At 72.0% G+C, this 14834-nt stretch carries 9 protein-coding genes and 1 pseudogene; 4 read left to right on the top strand and 6 right to left on the bottom strand.

What is annotated here, in order from left to right; genetic code table 11:
* A pseudogene (locus HYE82_RS12845) lies at nucleotides 1-712 on the top strand (hypothetical protein); the annotation flags it as partial.
* Nucleotides 713-757: 45 nt separating this feature from the next.
* Here HYE82_RS12845 and HYE82_RS12840 read toward each other — a convergent pair.
* From HYE82_RS12840 to HYE82_RS12830, 3 genes are all read right to left on the bottom strand, one after another.
* Nucleotides 758-931, bottom strand: a complete 174-nt coding sequence (locus tag HYE82_RS12840) for a hypothetical protein (protein WP_179174135.1) — start codon at nucleotides 929-931, stop codon at nucleotides 758-760.
* A 166-nt stretch (nucleotides 932-1097) separates the two neighbouring features.
* Nucleotides 1098-2600, bottom strand: a complete 1503-nt coding sequence (locus HYE82_RS12835; protein WP_179174134.1) for an SAV_2336 N-terminal domain-related protein — start codon at nucleotides 2598-2600, stop codon at nucleotides 1098-1100.
* Nucleotides 2597-4081 carry a hypothetical protein gene (locus tag HYE82_RS12830; protein WP_179174133.1) on the bottom strand — a complete coding sequence of 495 codons (1485 nt, stop codon included), beginning with the start codon at nucleotides 4079-4081 and terminating at the stop codon, nucleotides 2597-2599. Before HYE82_RS12830 ends, HYE82_RS12835 begins: the two co-directional genes overlap by 4 nt.
* Before the next feature lie 89 nt (nucleotides 4082-4170).
* On the opposite strand from HYE82_RS12830, the gene HYE82_RS12825 reads away from it, so the two are divergent.
* The gene (locus tag HYE82_RS12825; protein ID WP_179174132.1) at nucleotides 4171-4596 is read left to right on the top strand and encodes a hypothetical protein; all 426 of its coding nucleotides are present in this window, start codon (nucleotides 4171-4173) and stop codon (nucleotides 4594-4596) included.
* Nucleotides 4597-4672: 76 nt separating this feature from the next.
* Here the strand turns inward: HYE82_RS12825 and HYE82_RS12820 are convergent, their stop codons facing one another.
* Nucleotides 4673-9610, bottom strand: a complete 4938-nt coding sequence (locus HYE82_RS12820; protein WP_179174131.1) for a hypothetical protein — start codon at nucleotides 9608-9610, stop codon at nucleotides 4673-4675.
* A 323-nt stretch (nucleotides 9611-9933) separates the two neighbouring features.
* Between HYE82_RS12820 and HYE82_RS12815 the strand changes: the two genes are divergently transcribed.
* Both HYE82_RS12815 and HYE82_RS12810 read left to right on the top strand, forming a co-directional pair.
* Nucleotides 9934-10473 carry an EF-hand domain-containing protein gene (locus HYE82_RS12815; RefSeq protein ID WP_179174130.1) on the top strand — a complete coding sequence of 180 codons (540 nt, stop codon included), beginning with the start codon at nucleotides 9934-9936 and terminating at the stop codon, nucleotides 10471-10473.
* Nucleotides 10474-10561: 88 nt separating this feature from the next.
* A complete protein-coding gene (locus HYE82_RS12810; protein ID WP_179174129.1) occupies nucleotides 10562-12235 on the top strand; it encodes an NAD(P)/FAD-dependent oxidoreductase in 1674 nt (557 codons plus the stop codon).
* Between the two features lie 61 nt (nucleotides 12236-12296).
* Here the strand turns inward: HYE82_RS12810 and HYE82_RS38965 are convergent, their stop codons facing one another.
* Both HYE82_RS38965 and HYE82_RS12800 read right to left on the bottom strand, forming a co-directional pair.
* The gene (locus HYE82_RS38965; protein ID WP_179174128.1) at nucleotides 12297-13946 is read right to left on the bottom strand and encodes a sigma-70 family RNA polymerase sigma factor; all 1650 of its coding nucleotides are present in this window, start codon (nucleotides 13944-13946) and stop codon (nucleotides 12297-12299) included.
* Between the two features lie 546 nt (nucleotides 13947-14492).
* On the bottom strand, nucleotides 14493-14825 hold the full coding sequence (locus tag HYE82_RS12800) for a lysine transporter LysE (protein ID WP_179174127.1): 333 nt from the start codon (nucleotides 14823-14825) through the stop codon (nucleotides 14493-14495).
* Nucleotides 14826-14834 lie beyond the last annotated feature (9 nt).

Raw genomic sequence — 14834 nt, 5'->3', positions numbered from 1 at the left:
CCCTTCAGGGAGCGGCCCCACGCCGGTCCTCCCGCCCCCTCCCGGCGAGCCGCCGGCCGTCCCGGCCACGGCGCCGGAGGCCTCCCCGGCCCTCCAGGCCTCCCATGCCGCCTCCGGACGCCTGAGCGGACGGGCATCGCGCCGGCCCCTGCTGCTCGGCGCAGCCGCCGGTGCGGCCGTACTGACCGCCGCCGTCCTCCCGCTCCGCTTCCCGTGGAGCGGCGACGAAGCCAAGTCCGCGTCCCCTTGGGGCAGTCCTGCGCCGTCCCCGTCCTCGTCCCCGTCCCCGTCTGCGCCCGCGCCCTCGGCGCAGGCACTGCCCGCGTCGTGGGCAGGCACGTGGTCCGGGGTCGGCCCCGGCACCCCGGACGCCGACGGCATCTCCCGTGCCCGGACGGGGGAGTTCACCGTCACGGTCACCCTCCACCCGGGCGCCGTGGGCGAGGTGGTGGGCCGGCAGGTCAGCGAGGTCAAGGAGACCTCCAGCGGACGCGACCTGGGATGCACGGAGGCCCTCGAACTGCGGCAGGCCGGCCGGAACACCGCGGTGTTCGCTGCCGTGACGAGCCATCCCACGGACCGTGCGGCGACCTTCGACTGCCCCCGGGGCAATGTCTACGTGCTCACCATGGCGGACCCGGACCGGCTGAACCTCGAATCGGAGGGAGCACAGTCCGCCGGCGCCCCCGCAGCCCTGACCCGCCACCGCTGAACCCGGCCCCGCCCGCACCACCGGCACCACCACCGCCGCGCGCCGTCAGCCGATCGGCTGCCGGACCTCCGCCCGCCGCCCCGCCTCCATCGCGACCTTGAGGGTGGACTCGGCGATCTCGTCCAGGACGACTCCGGCTCCGCTCACCCTGGACGGGGCACAGGCCGCCACCTTGACGACGCTGATCACCGCTGTCGCGGCCGCGATGATTCCGATCACCTTCCAGGGCCGGGAGGGGCCCTGCGGCGGGGCCGACCGGCGGCTGCCCCCATCCGGGGGGGCCGGGATACGGCTGCGGCGGGAGCTGCGGCCGCAGGGCCTGCGGGGTGGTGGGTGCCGCCGTCGCGCCGCCGGGCCGGTGGCCTCGTTCACCTCGAAGGGTTCTTCACACGGTCGCGCGGGATTCGTCGGGGGCCGGGGCGAAGGCGTCGATCTTCATTCCCATCCGGCGCAGGGCCTCGCTGTCGGCCACCAGCGGCATGGCCTGCAGAACAGTCCGCTCCACCATGACGAAGGGGAGGTTGTCGTAGGTCACCACGAGGGCGTCGGGCGGTGTCCTGAACTCGATGCGCTGCGCGAGGCCCTTGACCGCGCCCACCACCGGGGACAGATAGTCCTCGATCAGCTTGGCGACGGCCTGGCTCTTCTCCCAGCCTTCACGGGCCAGGAGGGCTTCTCGCACCCCGGGCTCGAAGTCGAAGGTGACCCGGTCGTACGGGGCGTCGTCGGGGTTGGTGGGTTCGGTGACGCGGATCAGGCCGCTGCTCAGGATTTCGGACAGGTCGCCGGGTCCGGCCGTGGGGAGCAGTTGTCCGCCGATCAGCTGCATGACGTGCCGGTTCAGCGGCGCGGAGGCGAGGAATCCGGCGAGCTTGGTCGTCTCTGCGGAGGCACTGGCGAGGAACTCGATGACGCGCTTCTCCGCGTCGGCGCCGGGAGTGCGGTCAGGCACCGCCGTGGCCGGGATCTCCGGAGGCCCTTCCCGGCCCACCACCAGGGCCTGCTGGCGCACCCATTGGCGGGAGAGCAGCAGGCGGCACCACTGGTCGAGCCATCTCTTGCGGAGCTCCAGCACGGGCACGATGACGTCCCCCGGGTTGACCGGTACGGGGGTGAGCAGCCCGTTCAGCGGTTCCTGGCCGGCGGGCTTCTGCTCCAGCGTCGAGTTGGCGCCGCCGGCTTCGGACGAGCGCAGGGTCAGCGTGTGGGTGTGCACCGCGGAGCGGGCCCAGTTCTGGTGCGGCTGGACGTGCAGGACGGCCAGGGGGTGGATGCTCGCCCATTCCCTGATCCGCTCCCACACTTCGGACCGCCTCCAGGCCGGCCCGACGCCGTCCGTGATCAGAAACACGATCTTCCGCCGACCGCTGTTGAGTCCGGCGTTCTCCAGCGCGACCTTGTCGAAGATGCTCCGGTCGGGGTCGAAGCCCTGGCTGTGGAGTTTGACGACCTGCACGTCGGTGAAGACGGGCACTTCGTGGGTGCAGGCGACGAAGGAGTCGATCGTGGGGTACCAGGCCGTCATGGACGCACCGGTGTCGATGACGAGGACGAGGTCCCACGCGGAGGGGTGGTGCGGTGACGACCGGTGCGTGCCCGGTGCGTTGGGGACGTGCAGGGTGCCGGGCTGGCTGCGGTCGCGGTCCAGCACGGCCAGTGCGTGCAGGGCGCGGGCGGCCGCCCGGGTACCGGGCACCGGTGTGACCTTCGGCCAGGTGGCGGGTGGCGGGCTGAAGACGGGCTTGGGCGGGTACACGGGCACGTGCGCTCTGCTGCCGCCGACGGGGCGGCTTTCCTGCGGCATCGTCGTGACGATCCAGGGGGTGCCGTCGGACGGGGCCGACGGGGTCGACGGCGTGGACGGCGTGGACGGCGTCAGCGTGGTCACAGTGCCTCACTCGGTGCCACCAGGGCCGGCATGGCCGGCAGGGGCTGGTCGGGGTCGTCCCACAGCAGGCTGATCCCCCGAACCGTCTCCTCGTCCTCGGCCGGGCCGAGCGGTCCGGTCCCCTGGCGCAGTGCGCTGACGCGGGAGGGCAGGTCCTTGAGCGGTCCCTGCTCGATCAGCTGCTGCACGGAGGTCCGGAAGGCCGGGGATGCGCAGTCCTCGCGGTGCCAGAGGATGGCGGGGGCGCCCTGGCGGATCGCGGCCATCAGCTCGCTGCGTCCGGCCTCGCCGTCGGGAGGGTTGTTGAGGACGACGAGGTTCTGTGGCGGGGCCGGCCGGCGGCTCGGCCCGTCGGGTACGGCGGGCGCGGAGGCCGGGCCGGCCTCGTCCATCAGGTGCTGCCACCGGGTGCGCCACGTCCGGTGCAGGGTCGGGCTCTGCAGGCGGTCCAGGCTGCGTACGACGACGTTCCAGTGCGGCGCTGCCTGCGGAGGGGTGCTCTGGGCACACCAGTCCCAGACGGGCTGGTTGACGAGGGGCAGCGGCAGCCAGAACTCGACGGAGACGGTGTCGGCCGGGCTGGGCCGCCGGGGCCACTTCTGCAGCCATCCGTACACGGCGTCGGCGATGTCGCGGAAGTCGACCTGCGCGTCCTCGCCCCGCATGGAGGGGCTGTTCTCGGCGTCGGCGTCGCGGTGCCACGTACGCAGGGTGTACAGGTCGTTGCGCAGGCCGTCGGGCAGGAACGCGAACATGATCCGGGGTGTCGCGGAAGGGGCGGAGCCTGCGTGGCGGGCTGCCGCTTCACGGCAGGCCCGGAGGGCGTCCAGGACGCCCCACTGCCCGGCCTTCTCCTCGGTCCACGCGCGCAGGGGGTCGACGGCCGCCTGGGACGGGGCCGCGGCCAGGTACTCGATGAACGCGAGCAGCGGCGGCAGGCCTCCCGGCAGCACGTTCCGCCGGAGCAGGTGCAGCGCCGTGGGCCACGTGGACGTGCAGTGCTGCGGCAGGGCCGCGGACAGCGGCGGCAGGCAGGCCTGCACGAGCCGGTGCAGGTCGGGCGCCGGGACGGTGCGCGGCTCGACGAGGCGCTGGAGCCGGCGGAGGTCCTCGTCCTCCATGAGGGTCCGGGCGGCCAGGAGGTCCGACAGCATCCGCAGGGTGCCGGCCGCATCCGGCTGCTCGGTGCCCGCGAGCCCGGCGAAGTGCTCCAGGGCGTCGGCGAGTGCGTCCGCCCTGGAGGCGCTCGTGATGCACCAGGCGACCAGCTGGCGGATCAGCCGGTCCGGGGGCGCCGATCGGTCGACGTCCTTGAGGAGAGGGGCACGGTTGCGCACGAGGAGGCGCAGCAGGGCCTTCAGATCGAGCACCGGGTTCGCCGACGTGGGATCCAACTGCTCCTGGAGCTCACTGCGCAGCGCCGTCAGGGTCGTCGGTGCGGGGTGTGACTGCGTGGGGCCGGGCTGTCCGTGATGAGTCATGGCTGGTCACTCCTGCGACTGGCTCGTGCACGGGGAATTCGCCGATTCGGCCCTCTCGAGCCGGGACCGTTGGCGACAATGACTGGTCTATGGATGCCAGCGGGTACGCCGCCTGGGCAGCGGCGGCAACGAGCATGGCGACCCTGGTCGTGACGACGGTCGTGCAGGGGCGCCGCGAGCAGCGCACATGGTCCCGGGAGGCGCTGACGGACGCGTTCGTGGCGTTTCTCGCGGCCAGTTGGAAGCACTCCGACATAGCGAAGGCCGCGCCCCCCGGGGACCCGGCGGCCGCGACGGATCTGGCCGTGCAGTACGGGGAGATGCGCAACCACCTCACGCGGCTGCGTCTGCTGTCCAGCCACGACGTGCTGGCGGCCGGCGAGCGGCTGCTGCGGCTGCACCGCCACATCCAGGAGGCCGGGACGGCCGAGCAGCTGGAGCGTGCCCTGTCGGCCGCTTCCGAGGGGCGGCGTGTGGTCGTGGCGGCGGGCAAGAAGCACATGGGGCTGGTCTGACGCGCAGGACGGGTGCACCGCACGGCGCAGACGGCCCACGCGGACCGCACGGCCGACGCGGACCGCACGGACTGCTTCACCGGACATAGCGCCTCATCGTGAACTCGGCGGTGTAGCGGATGTGGCTGAGGACGGCCCGGGTTTCGGCCGGCAGTTCCTCGTCGCGCTGCCGGTCCTTGATCCACTCGGCGATGTCGGCGGCCACCGAGAGGGCTGCCGACGGGTCCGGGCCGTGCAGCAGGCGGGCCGTGAGGTTCACTGCCGCTTGATGCATGATGGCGTCTTCGGGCCGCAGGGCCGTGAAGATCTCTTCCCAGTCGCCCAGAAAGCCCAACGCGATCAGGCGGGCACGCTCCATGCTGGGGTGCATCCCGGCGGTGGATGCCGCGAGCTGGGTGAGGTCCTTCTGCGCGCGCCGCGTGTTCCTGAACGCGCCGTCGGTGACGGCCAGGGCACTGAGGTAGCCGTAGGCGCTCAGGGCATGGGCGGCCCTCGACACCTCCACCCGTCCGTGGACCGGATGGGCGTGCGTGATCGTCCCGCTGCAGTTGGTGACGTTCCAGGCGACGTCCCGGACGAACTCGACCAGTTCGTGCAGGCCCGCGCTGGCCGCCAGCAGGACCAGCCGGTGGGCGTCGAGGCTCGTGGGGTCGCCGACCTCGATCCCCAGGAGCCGCTCCCGCTGGTCGAAGGTGAGCGGTATCGGGTCGAAGAGGGGGGCGTCGAGCAGCACGTCGGTCGTTCCCATGAGGGTGAGCAGATCGGCGTCGCTGAGCTCCCTGCCGAGGAAGAGGCCGGTGTCGAGGTGGTCGGGGATGGCGTCGCGCCAGGCCGCCGCCCACGGCCAGTACATGGCTTGCCGCATGTGTTTCTCGCGGAGGGCGCGCTCGACGCTCAGGGCGATGCCGGGATGGAGTTCGACGCCGCCCTTGCCGACGGCCGCGACGAGGGAGGACAGCGGTTCCAGGTACTCGGGGGTGAGGGAGGGCAGGCAGTGCCCCTCCACGATGCGTTCCACGCTGGAGAGGTCCTGCGGGTCGAGTCCGTGGACGAACGCCGCCAGGGCGAGCAGCCGCTGCGGTGAGGCGTGCACCGCGGCACTGGTCAGCCGGGATCCGCTGATGACCTCGCCCCGCCTCAGCAGGAAGTGCGCGGCGATCACCGCCATGTCGTCGTCCTCCGCGACCAGCACCTCGTTCCACTGGGTCTCGGCGATGCCGTCGGCGTCGAGCACCAGCTGTGCGCACGCGTCGGTGGGGTCGTCCCTGTGACGCCTGCCGGCCGCTTCGAGGAGGTGGCGGTGCCACTCGGGGTGGTCGGCCAGCCCGACGCTGAACCGGTGTGCGAGCAGGGTCTCCAGGGAGCCTTCCTTGGCCAGTGCCTCCAGCAGCTCCATGCGTTCGGTGTTGAGGCGGTGGATGGTGGTGTTGTCGGCGCTGCGCTGCAGCTCGGAGCCGACCTCCGTCAGCCTCGCCCGGCAGGCTTCGGCGTACACGGCGTCCAGTTGCCTGTCGGGCTCCACCCGGAGCTGTGCGAGCGTCTGCCGGGCCTGCTGTACGACCGGCCAGGGCGCCGAGACCTCCAGCCGGGACCAGACGTGTCCGGTGAGGGCCTTGAGATCGGCCGTGGCGATGCTGCGGAGGGCGAGGACGGTCAGGGGCCCGCTGAGTCCGGAGGGCAGGTCGAGCAGTTCCTTCAGGACGGCCGTCAGGGCTGCCTCCGCGCCGGGGACGAACCACTGGTGCATCATGACGAGTCCGGACAGGGCCTGGCCCGCAGCCGGGGCGGCGTCGGCCTGCCGGGCCACGGCCACCAGGATGGCCATGGCCTCGGGGGTTCCGTACCGGGCGAGCGTGTACGAGGCCTCGCGCCAGGCCGGCTCCCCGCTGGTGCTCGATTCCAGGGTCGTCCTGAGCCCGGAGATCAGGGAGGCGTGCAGCGGGGCGAAGTCCCCGGCGGCGGCCTGGAGGAGCCACGCCCCGTACACGGTGTTGGCCTCCAGGGCGGTTTCCAGTACCGCGCGCACCATGTCCGGGTCGGCGTCGGGGTTGGCGACGAGCAGGTGGGCCGCGTCCCGCCACCGGAACCGGGTGATGCTGTCGAGCACCGATTCGAGGTTGGTCGCGGCCTGCGCCTCCAGGTAGCCGGCCGCGCAGAAGGCGTGGACGAGGGGGTTGCAGAAGCTGAGCCAGTCGCTGTGGGCGTCGGTTTCGAGGACGCCGGTGCCGACGAGGGCGGCGAGGGTCCGCTCGGTGTCGGTGGGCTGCAGCGCTTGGAGCCGTTCCAGGGCGTCCTGGTAGCGCAGGGTCGATCCGTACTCCTCCATGCTCTGGGTGAGCAGTCTCAGCAGCTGCACCTTGCGGTCGTTCTCCGCCGGGTCCGGGGTCTTGAGCAGGCGCCTGAGATAGAGGTGGACCAGCATGCCGGGGTTGGAGGCGATCTTCTCCGCCTCGTTGTAGTGCTCGATCAGCATGCTCAGGAACAGCGGCTTGCCCGCCAGGTCGCGCAGGGCGACCGCACTCAGGTCGTTGAAGATCTGCTCTTCCAGCGGTTTCATCCGCTCGCGCCAGGTCCGGGGGTGCTCCAGGCGCAGCATGTCCTCGATGTAGTCGCGTGCCTGGTGCTTGCGGACCTTGAGCAGGGCCACGGCCGGCCAGCGCAGGAGGTCGGGGTCGTAGTCCCACGCGCGCTGGCACACCACCAGGCGCATCCGCGGATAGGCCTCGGCGATCTTCAGCACCCAGCCGTGGACGACGTCCTGGTCCGCCGTGTCTCCGGTGTGCAGGTCGTCGATGACGAGCTGGAGGGCGCCGAGCCGGGCCAGCCGGTCGATCCTCTCGACGGGCAGCCCGGCCGCCTCGGGGCAGCACTGTCCGAGCATGTCGGGCACGGAGGAGTCGTTGCCCTTCTGCCGCAGGTACTCGCCCATGCGGAAGGCGGTCGTGGACAGGGGCCAGCAGCCGGCGCCGTGGGGACCGCCGGTGCGGCGCAGGAGACGGGTCTGGAGTTCGGCGGCGACGGTGGACTTGCCCGTTCCCGTATCGCCGACGATGACGACCCTGGGCAGTTTCAGCAGGAGCTCGACGGCTTCGGGCGGAGCGGGTGTGAGAGCACCGTCGCCTTGCTGCACCAGGGGCTCTCCGGGGTCGAGCAGCCGCCCGGCCAGGGGGATGTACGGGTTGAGCTGCTCGCGTTCGGGCAGGTGTCCGCGGAGGGGCCCGGTGAGGACGGCGGAGATCACCGGGTCGTCGCGGCGGCGATCGGTGCAGTGTTCGTCGTCGTCCCGGAGGGCCAGGTGGACGCCGGTCAGGATGTCGACGCAGCCCGGGGGGAGTCGTTCGACGTCCAGCAGGGCGGAGCGCAGTGCTTCGGCCTGGTGTGTGGGCCACTGGTCGAAGAAGGAGTCGTCGAAGCCGTCGAGTGCCTCGGCGGCGACGCCGGCGACGGATGCCGACACCGCGACCTTGTGCTCGCTCTGGTCTTCGTCGGGGAACTTCAGGGCTCGGCAGGCGGAGAGCGTCAGATGCTCCATCAGGTGCCCGTATGCTGCAGGCCCTTCGACGCCCCGGTTGAGGAGGACGGCGGCCCGCCGGATCTCCCACAGCATGGCGAGGCAGCGGGCCCCGACGGGCGAGTCCCGGCGTGCTGCCGCGACCAGCCGGGCGAGGACCCGGTCCGTGTCGGGCGCGTCCAGTTGGGTCGCGAGGGCGCACATGACCGCGAGGAGGCGCTGGAGTTGGACGAGCCCTGCGAAGTCGAGCCGGTCGGCCGGCTGGTCGGCGGGCAGGTCGCGGAGCGTGCAGACCTCCAGCCAGGCGTGGTCGGAGAGCGCCGGCTTCCGGGGGTCGGCCACGGCCAGGTCGATCAGGTAGGGGTTCTCCCCGCAGAGCATGATGTTGCGGGGGTTGAGGTCGCCGTGCACGGCGGTGAGGGTCCGCTCCACGGCCCGGTCGTCGAGGATGCGGTGGAGCCGGTGGAGTGGATGACGTACGCGAACGTCGGCGTGGCTGAGGTGGCCTTCGGCTTCCGTGCATCCGGGGAGGAAGTGCCTGAGGCGCCGCGACCATTCTTGGGCGCGGGTGTACCGGACCTGGCCGCAGATCTCCAGGGACGTCCGGCCGTGCAGGATGTCGGCGAGGGGGCGCTGGCGGGCGGCGTTGACCGCCTCGACCCGGACGGCGGTGTGGCCGGCCCATCCGATCAGGTGGTGTTCGCCGAGTCTGACGTCGTCGAGTCTGAGCGCCACCAGGTCGCGGTCGCCCAGTGACCGGTCTGGGCCGGGCGGGGCCGTGCTGTTGAGGGCGATCCTCGTGCTGTCGCACTGGCTTTCGGTGATCTGGCCGGCGGTCAGGGAGCCTTGCGTCAGGTCGACGGGTGAGGTGTCGGGCTGGAACGTGTCGAAGGTGACGTACAGGTCGGCGCCCAGGGTCCGGTTGTAGGCGGCCAGGTCCCGCGGCTGCACCTGCGGATCGTGGTGGAGCTGCTTGGTCAGGGCCGTCATGACGCCGCGCAGGGTCCGGCAGGCCGCGTCTGCCTCCGCGTCGCCGGCGAGGCCCGCAGTGACGACGTCCTCGACGGAGCGGAGTTCCCCTCCGGAGGGGTCCCGGTCCAGCACGTGCTGGTAGACGAGGGCCTGGCGGCGCAACAGGGGGCGTTCGGGCGGTTTCAGCACGCCTTCGCTGACGGCGAGGAGCGTGGTGTAGATCGGGAATCGGCGGCTGTTGTCGGCTTCCTTGCCCCGCTGCCATTCCAAGGTGGTGCTCTCGGCATCGGCGAGCTTCGCGACCTGCAGCGATGACCCGTGCGCGGCGTCCTCGACCCGGATCTCCAGCACCTCGGAGCCGCTGCGTCCGCCGGCTAATCGGCGGGTGACGTGCACTTCGGTGACGGTGGAGGGCCAGTGGCCCGGCTGCGGCGCGGTGCTCGACGCGACGCCTTGGAGTGCGGTGCGGATCTCGCCCTGGCTGTCCGCGCCGATGTCGTCGGCGGCGTCGAAATGCACAGTCCAGGCCACGGATCGGTTCCTCCCCCCCGCCCGGTGCGCACATCGTCGTGCCTGCGCGTACCGGTCAACGAACACATGGCGAGTTTAGCGGCGGAGCGGAGGGCGGGCAGGGGAATGCCCGACAAGCAGTGCGAGGTCGAGCGCAGCGCGTCGTGGACGCTGGTCGAGCACACCGGCGGCGCCGCGGCGGGCGTTGCCGGTGACTTCCGGGCCGGCGTCACCCGGAACGGTCGGGATCCGCTCCTTCCCCGCGCGCGGCAGGGGTCCTGTGCTTTCGTGGGGCCGCCTGGCAGTGGCGCGAGGCGGCTGCGTGGAGCGAAGGAGATGCTGTCATGAGCGTTCTGGACATCAAGCTGGACCGGTCGTTCGATGTCTTCGACTCGGACCGCGACGGGCGGCTCGAGAAGTCGGACGTCATCGGCCTCTCGGACAGGCTCGCCGAGTCCCTCGGTGTTGCCCCGGACGTCGTGGCCGGACTTCGGGACTCGCTGGCGGACCTGTGGGACACCGTCTTCCAGAGGATGGACAGGAACGACGACGGCTGGGTGGACCGGCAGGAGTTCCGGGCGGCGTTCCGGGCGCGGATCGTCACGGATCGGAACAGGGTCTGGGAACGGATCAGGAACATGAGCAATGCCTGGACGGAGCTCGGTGACCGTGACGGCGACGGCATGCTGAGCAGGGAGGAGTACACCTCCCTGCTCCACGGCATGTTCCGCCTGCCCCGCGAGACCTTCGACGAGGCGTTCAACCGGCTGGACGCCGACGGCGACGGGCAGTTGAGCCGTGACGAGATCAGCTCCGCGATGAAGGAGTACTACACGAGCGAGGACCACGCGGCCCGCGGAAACCAGTTCTTCGGGCGCCTCTGAGGATTGCCCGGGGGAGACCGGGGGAGGCGGGGCGCTGTCCTCCCCCGGCCTTCCTCCCCGCCTGCCTGCAGAGGGTTGTCCGGGGCCGATGCGTATGGCGTCCCCGCTCGTTGACCGGAAGAGGAAGCCGATCGCTCAAGACCTATTGGAGGACCTCTTGATGGCCGATGCCGCACTGCCGGTGATTGTTCTCTCCGACTCCGACCCGCTCCGCCGGCACGAGACGGCCGAGCTGGTGCAAAGCTGGTACCGGACGTCCTTCCGCGTGCTGCAGGTCGGAGGGCCGGCGGAGGTGGTCCGCGCGTTGCGCTCGCTGGCCGAGCGGAAGGTACCCGTGGCAGCCGTGCTCGCCGATGAGGCACCGGACCAGGGGGCCGCACAGCACTCCGGCGTGCGCTGGCTGCCGTTGGCCGGGCACGGCAACGCGGTGCCCGACGCCCCCGTCGGGGCGGTCCGGGGCAACGGCGACCCGGCCGAGCACCTGCGGGGCGCGCTCGACGATTCCCTGTGCACGTGGAATGCCGACTGCCGTGGTGATCTGCCGACCGCCGAGGTGCGCGGGAGCCGTTTCTCACCCGTGGCTCATGCGGTGCGCGACTTCCTCGGCCGCAGCGGCGTGATCTTCCGCTGGCTGCCCGAGCAGGACGTGAGGGATGCCCCGGTGACCGTCCGGCTCGGGGACGGCACCGAGATGGTGGATCCCTCGATCAGTGAGTTGGCCGAGCGGCTCGGTCTCATCCGGCCGGCCGAGCAGGACCACTACGACGTGGCGGTGATCGGCGGCGGTCCGGGAGGGCTGTCCGCGGCGGTGTATGCCGCTGCCGAGGGCATGAGCGTGGTCGTGATCGAGGACGACGCGCCGGGCGGGCAGGCGGGATCGACCTCGCGGATCGAGAACTACCTCGGCTTCCCCGTGGGTCTCACGGGTGGTGATCTCGCGCAGCGCGCCTTGCAGCAGGCCCGTCGGGCCCGCGTCGAGTGGCAGCCCACCCGGGTGGCCAGCCGGGTGACCCCGACGGGCACGGGTGCCCACACGGTCGAGTTCGTCAAGGCGGGTACCGATGAGACGGCCTCGGTGACAGCGGCGGCGGTGGTGGTGGCGACGGGCGTGGACTGGAACCGCCTGACGGCTCCCGGCGTCGACCGCCTGCTCAACTCAGGTGTGTACTACGGTTCATGCCTGGCCGACGCCCCCTCGGCTGCCGGGGAGGACGTGTACATGGTGGGCGCGGGCAACTCCGCCGGCCAGGCGGCCCTCTACTTCGCGCGCTACGCCCGAAGCGTCACCTTGCTCGTACGGGGCACCGACCTAGGCGCTTCCATGTCGAGCTACCTGGTGCAGCGCATCGAGCGGACGCCGGGACTGCAGGTCCTCCTGGGGACCGAGGTGGCCGAGTGTCTCGGCGGCCCGACCCTCACCGGGCTCAGGCTGCGCGACCGCGACGGCGGCGAGCGCACGGTCCCCGCGCACTGCCTGTACGTGTTGATCGGCGGCCACCCGTCGACCGACTGGCTCGGCGGCATGCTGAAGCTCGACGACCGCGGATACGTCCTGACCGGAAGCGGCGGAGCCGGTCCGGACGCGCTGCCGATGGAGACCAGCGTGGCCGGCGTCTTCGCCGTGGGCGACGTGCGCTCCGGATCCGTCAAGCGGGTCGGCGCCGCCGTGGGTGAAGGGGCCGCAGTCGCCCAGTGCCTGGTCGAATTCCGGCGGCGGTATCCCGAGCGATTCCGGGACGCGCGAGCGGCCTTCGGCTTCTGACGGACACCGCCCGGCTGCCGTCACCGCCCGGCGGTGACGGCGGTGCCGCCTGCGCCCACACTCACCCCATCCTGAAGAGGAAATGGGCGGAGTTGTAATAGTTGGGCAGGTGCACGATGCGCGAGCCCGGGCGCGGGGGGTTGGCCTTCGGCCACTCCTGGGGACCCAGCAGGTGGTCGGCGTAGTCGCTGTGCGGGACCCGTGGCACGAACCAGAGCCGGAACGTGCCGGGCCACGCCTCCTGTTGGAACCTCCACAGCTGCGCCTCGCGGCCCGTGTCGGACCGGCAGGTGCGCAGGGTGACGGCGACGACGTTCCCGCCGGCGGTGGTGCCGTCGAGGCACGTGCCCGTGCCCGTGTTCCGCATCTGGTAGCGGCCCCGGCCGGCCGGCAGGCGCTGCCAGCCCTGTGAAGCGCTTCCCGTGCACGGCTGGAGCTGCAGCGTTCCGCCGGAGTCGTCGGCCACGCCGACGCACAGCCCCGAGCCGACGTTGACCAGCGGGAGGCCGGCAGGGCCGGCCGAGGCCGAGGCCGTCGGGTCGGCGACGGGGGTCGGGCCGGCGGTCGCGGCGCTCGCGGTGGCAGTGGGGGGAGCCGGGGCCTGCGCGGTGGCGGATATGAGCGGTGGCTGGGACGCCGTCAGTGCCGTCTCCGTGTCCGCGTCCGGGGTCGGACCGGGCCCCGGGCGGGGGCCCACGGCCGTGAGGGCGGGCGAGGCCTGCTCCGGCCTGTCGTCGGCCGGCAGCAGGACGACGGCGGTCACCGCCGTACCTGCAACGGCCGCCACCGTCACGGCCCATTTGGCCGCGCCGAACCGCGACGCGGCGAGCTTGGCCCCGACCGGCTTGGCCGCCGCCAACTGGACGCTGTGCCCGCCGGCGGACGACAGGAAGTTGCCCGGGTTCCACAGGAGGATCCCGCCCAGCAGCAGCGCTCCCAGACGGCCGTTGACATCCCGCAGGTCGCGTTCGGCCCGGGTGCAGTCTGCGCACCCCTGAAGGTGCCGCCGCAGGTCCCGGGTGACGCGTTTGCCCGGTCGGCGGAGAGAGGCCGCGAGCAGGCCCCCGTAGTGCCGGCACTCGTCGCTCGCGGCCTGGTCCAGGTGGGCCCGCAGGTAGGCCTCGCGCAGGCCTTCCCGGGCACGCGCGGCCAGTGAGCCGACGCCTCCCGCTGATATGCCGAGGCGTCGGGCGGTGTCGGCGGCAGGCTCGTGCTCGACGACGGCGTGCCACAGTACGGCCTGCCAGCGCTCCGGCAGGGACCGGTACGCCCGCAGCACCAGCGACCCCTCCTCCGCCGACACGACGGCGTCCTCGACGTCCTGGCCGTCGGCGAGGTCCTCGGCCCACTTCTCGAAGTCGTCCGACAACCGGATCCGGGCGCCGCGGCGGGCCCAGTCGGCCGCCACGCGGCGCACACAGGTCAGCAAGTAGGGCCGCCAGGCGTACTCGGGCCCGGCGCCCCAGGCGACAGCCCGGTACGTGCGGGTGAATGCCTCAGCGGCGAGATCGTGTGCGGTGGACTGGTCACGGCAGCATGTGCGGGCGTATGCGAGCACGGCGGAGTGGTGGCGGGCGAACACCTCGCCCATCACGTCGCTCATCTCGGGCTTCCTCGCCGCCGAGGGGCGCTCCTTGCGCAGCAGCGCGCAAAGCTCTGCGTCGCTGCGGCTGCGCAGGTCCTGCTGACGGGCAGTTGCCGATGTGCTCAACGCTTGCTCCCGTTGACTTGCTGGTGGCCGGCACGGTGAGTGCCGGGCTTGTCTGCAGTGGGGTGCGACGCTGCGCCCGGCCGGAATTCGCGCAAGTGTGCACGCTGGTGGGCGTTGTGAGCAAACGTCAGCATCGTCACGCGGTTTCGCTGCTGGCGAGCCAGGTGGGGCTGCGTGGAGGTCGCGGGCTCTCCACGATTCCCGAGCCGCGGTGGGAGACGCGGTGTGGCCGAAACCGTACGGTGTGGCCCTCTCGCGGAACCGGTGCACGGCGCGGCCGGCGAAGGCATGGGTAAAGGGTCTGCAAAGTCGCGGGAGTGCTTCGTGGCTGCCCGGTCTACCCCCACGGCAACGACACACGAGGAGGCGCGAGTGCCGCACCAGGAGACCCCGTCCGCAGCCGTGGCGCGTACCGCCGCGGACGGCTCGGACGGCTCGGACGGCTCGGACGGCTCGGCGGCCCGGAGCCTTCTCTTCGAAGGAGTGGGGCACGGGGGACACGGGCGGGGCGGCGAACGCAGTTCTCCGGCGACCGCGTCAGCGGCATCACAGGCAGTCGCAGCCGGTGCCGTACAGCAAAAGGAAGAGCGCCGTCATGGCGGTCAGGGTGAATGCCGCCGTGGTCACGGCGGCGAGGCCCCGACGGCGTTTCCGGGGCGTGCGGAAGGTCCGCCAGGCGCCATGTGCGAGGAAGAGGCTGATCAGTCCGGCCCCTGCGATGGTCAAGCGCGGGCTGGAGGACCAGCTCAGGTAGGCGACCAGGGCCAGGCAGGCGAGCAGGACGCAGGCGAGCAGGCTGAGGATCACCTCGCTGACGGCTTCCCCAACCGTCTCGATCAGGAACTCGCCGACGCCTTTCGCTGCCCTTCGGAACCCCACGGCACTCCT

The organism is Streptomyces sp. BR123, from assembly GCF_013401435.1.
Classification (GTDB): domain Bacteria; phylum Actinomycetota; class Actinomycetes; order Streptomycetales; family Streptomycetaceae; genus Streptomyces.
This window is presented reverse-complemented; position numbering and strand designations above follow the sequence as displayed.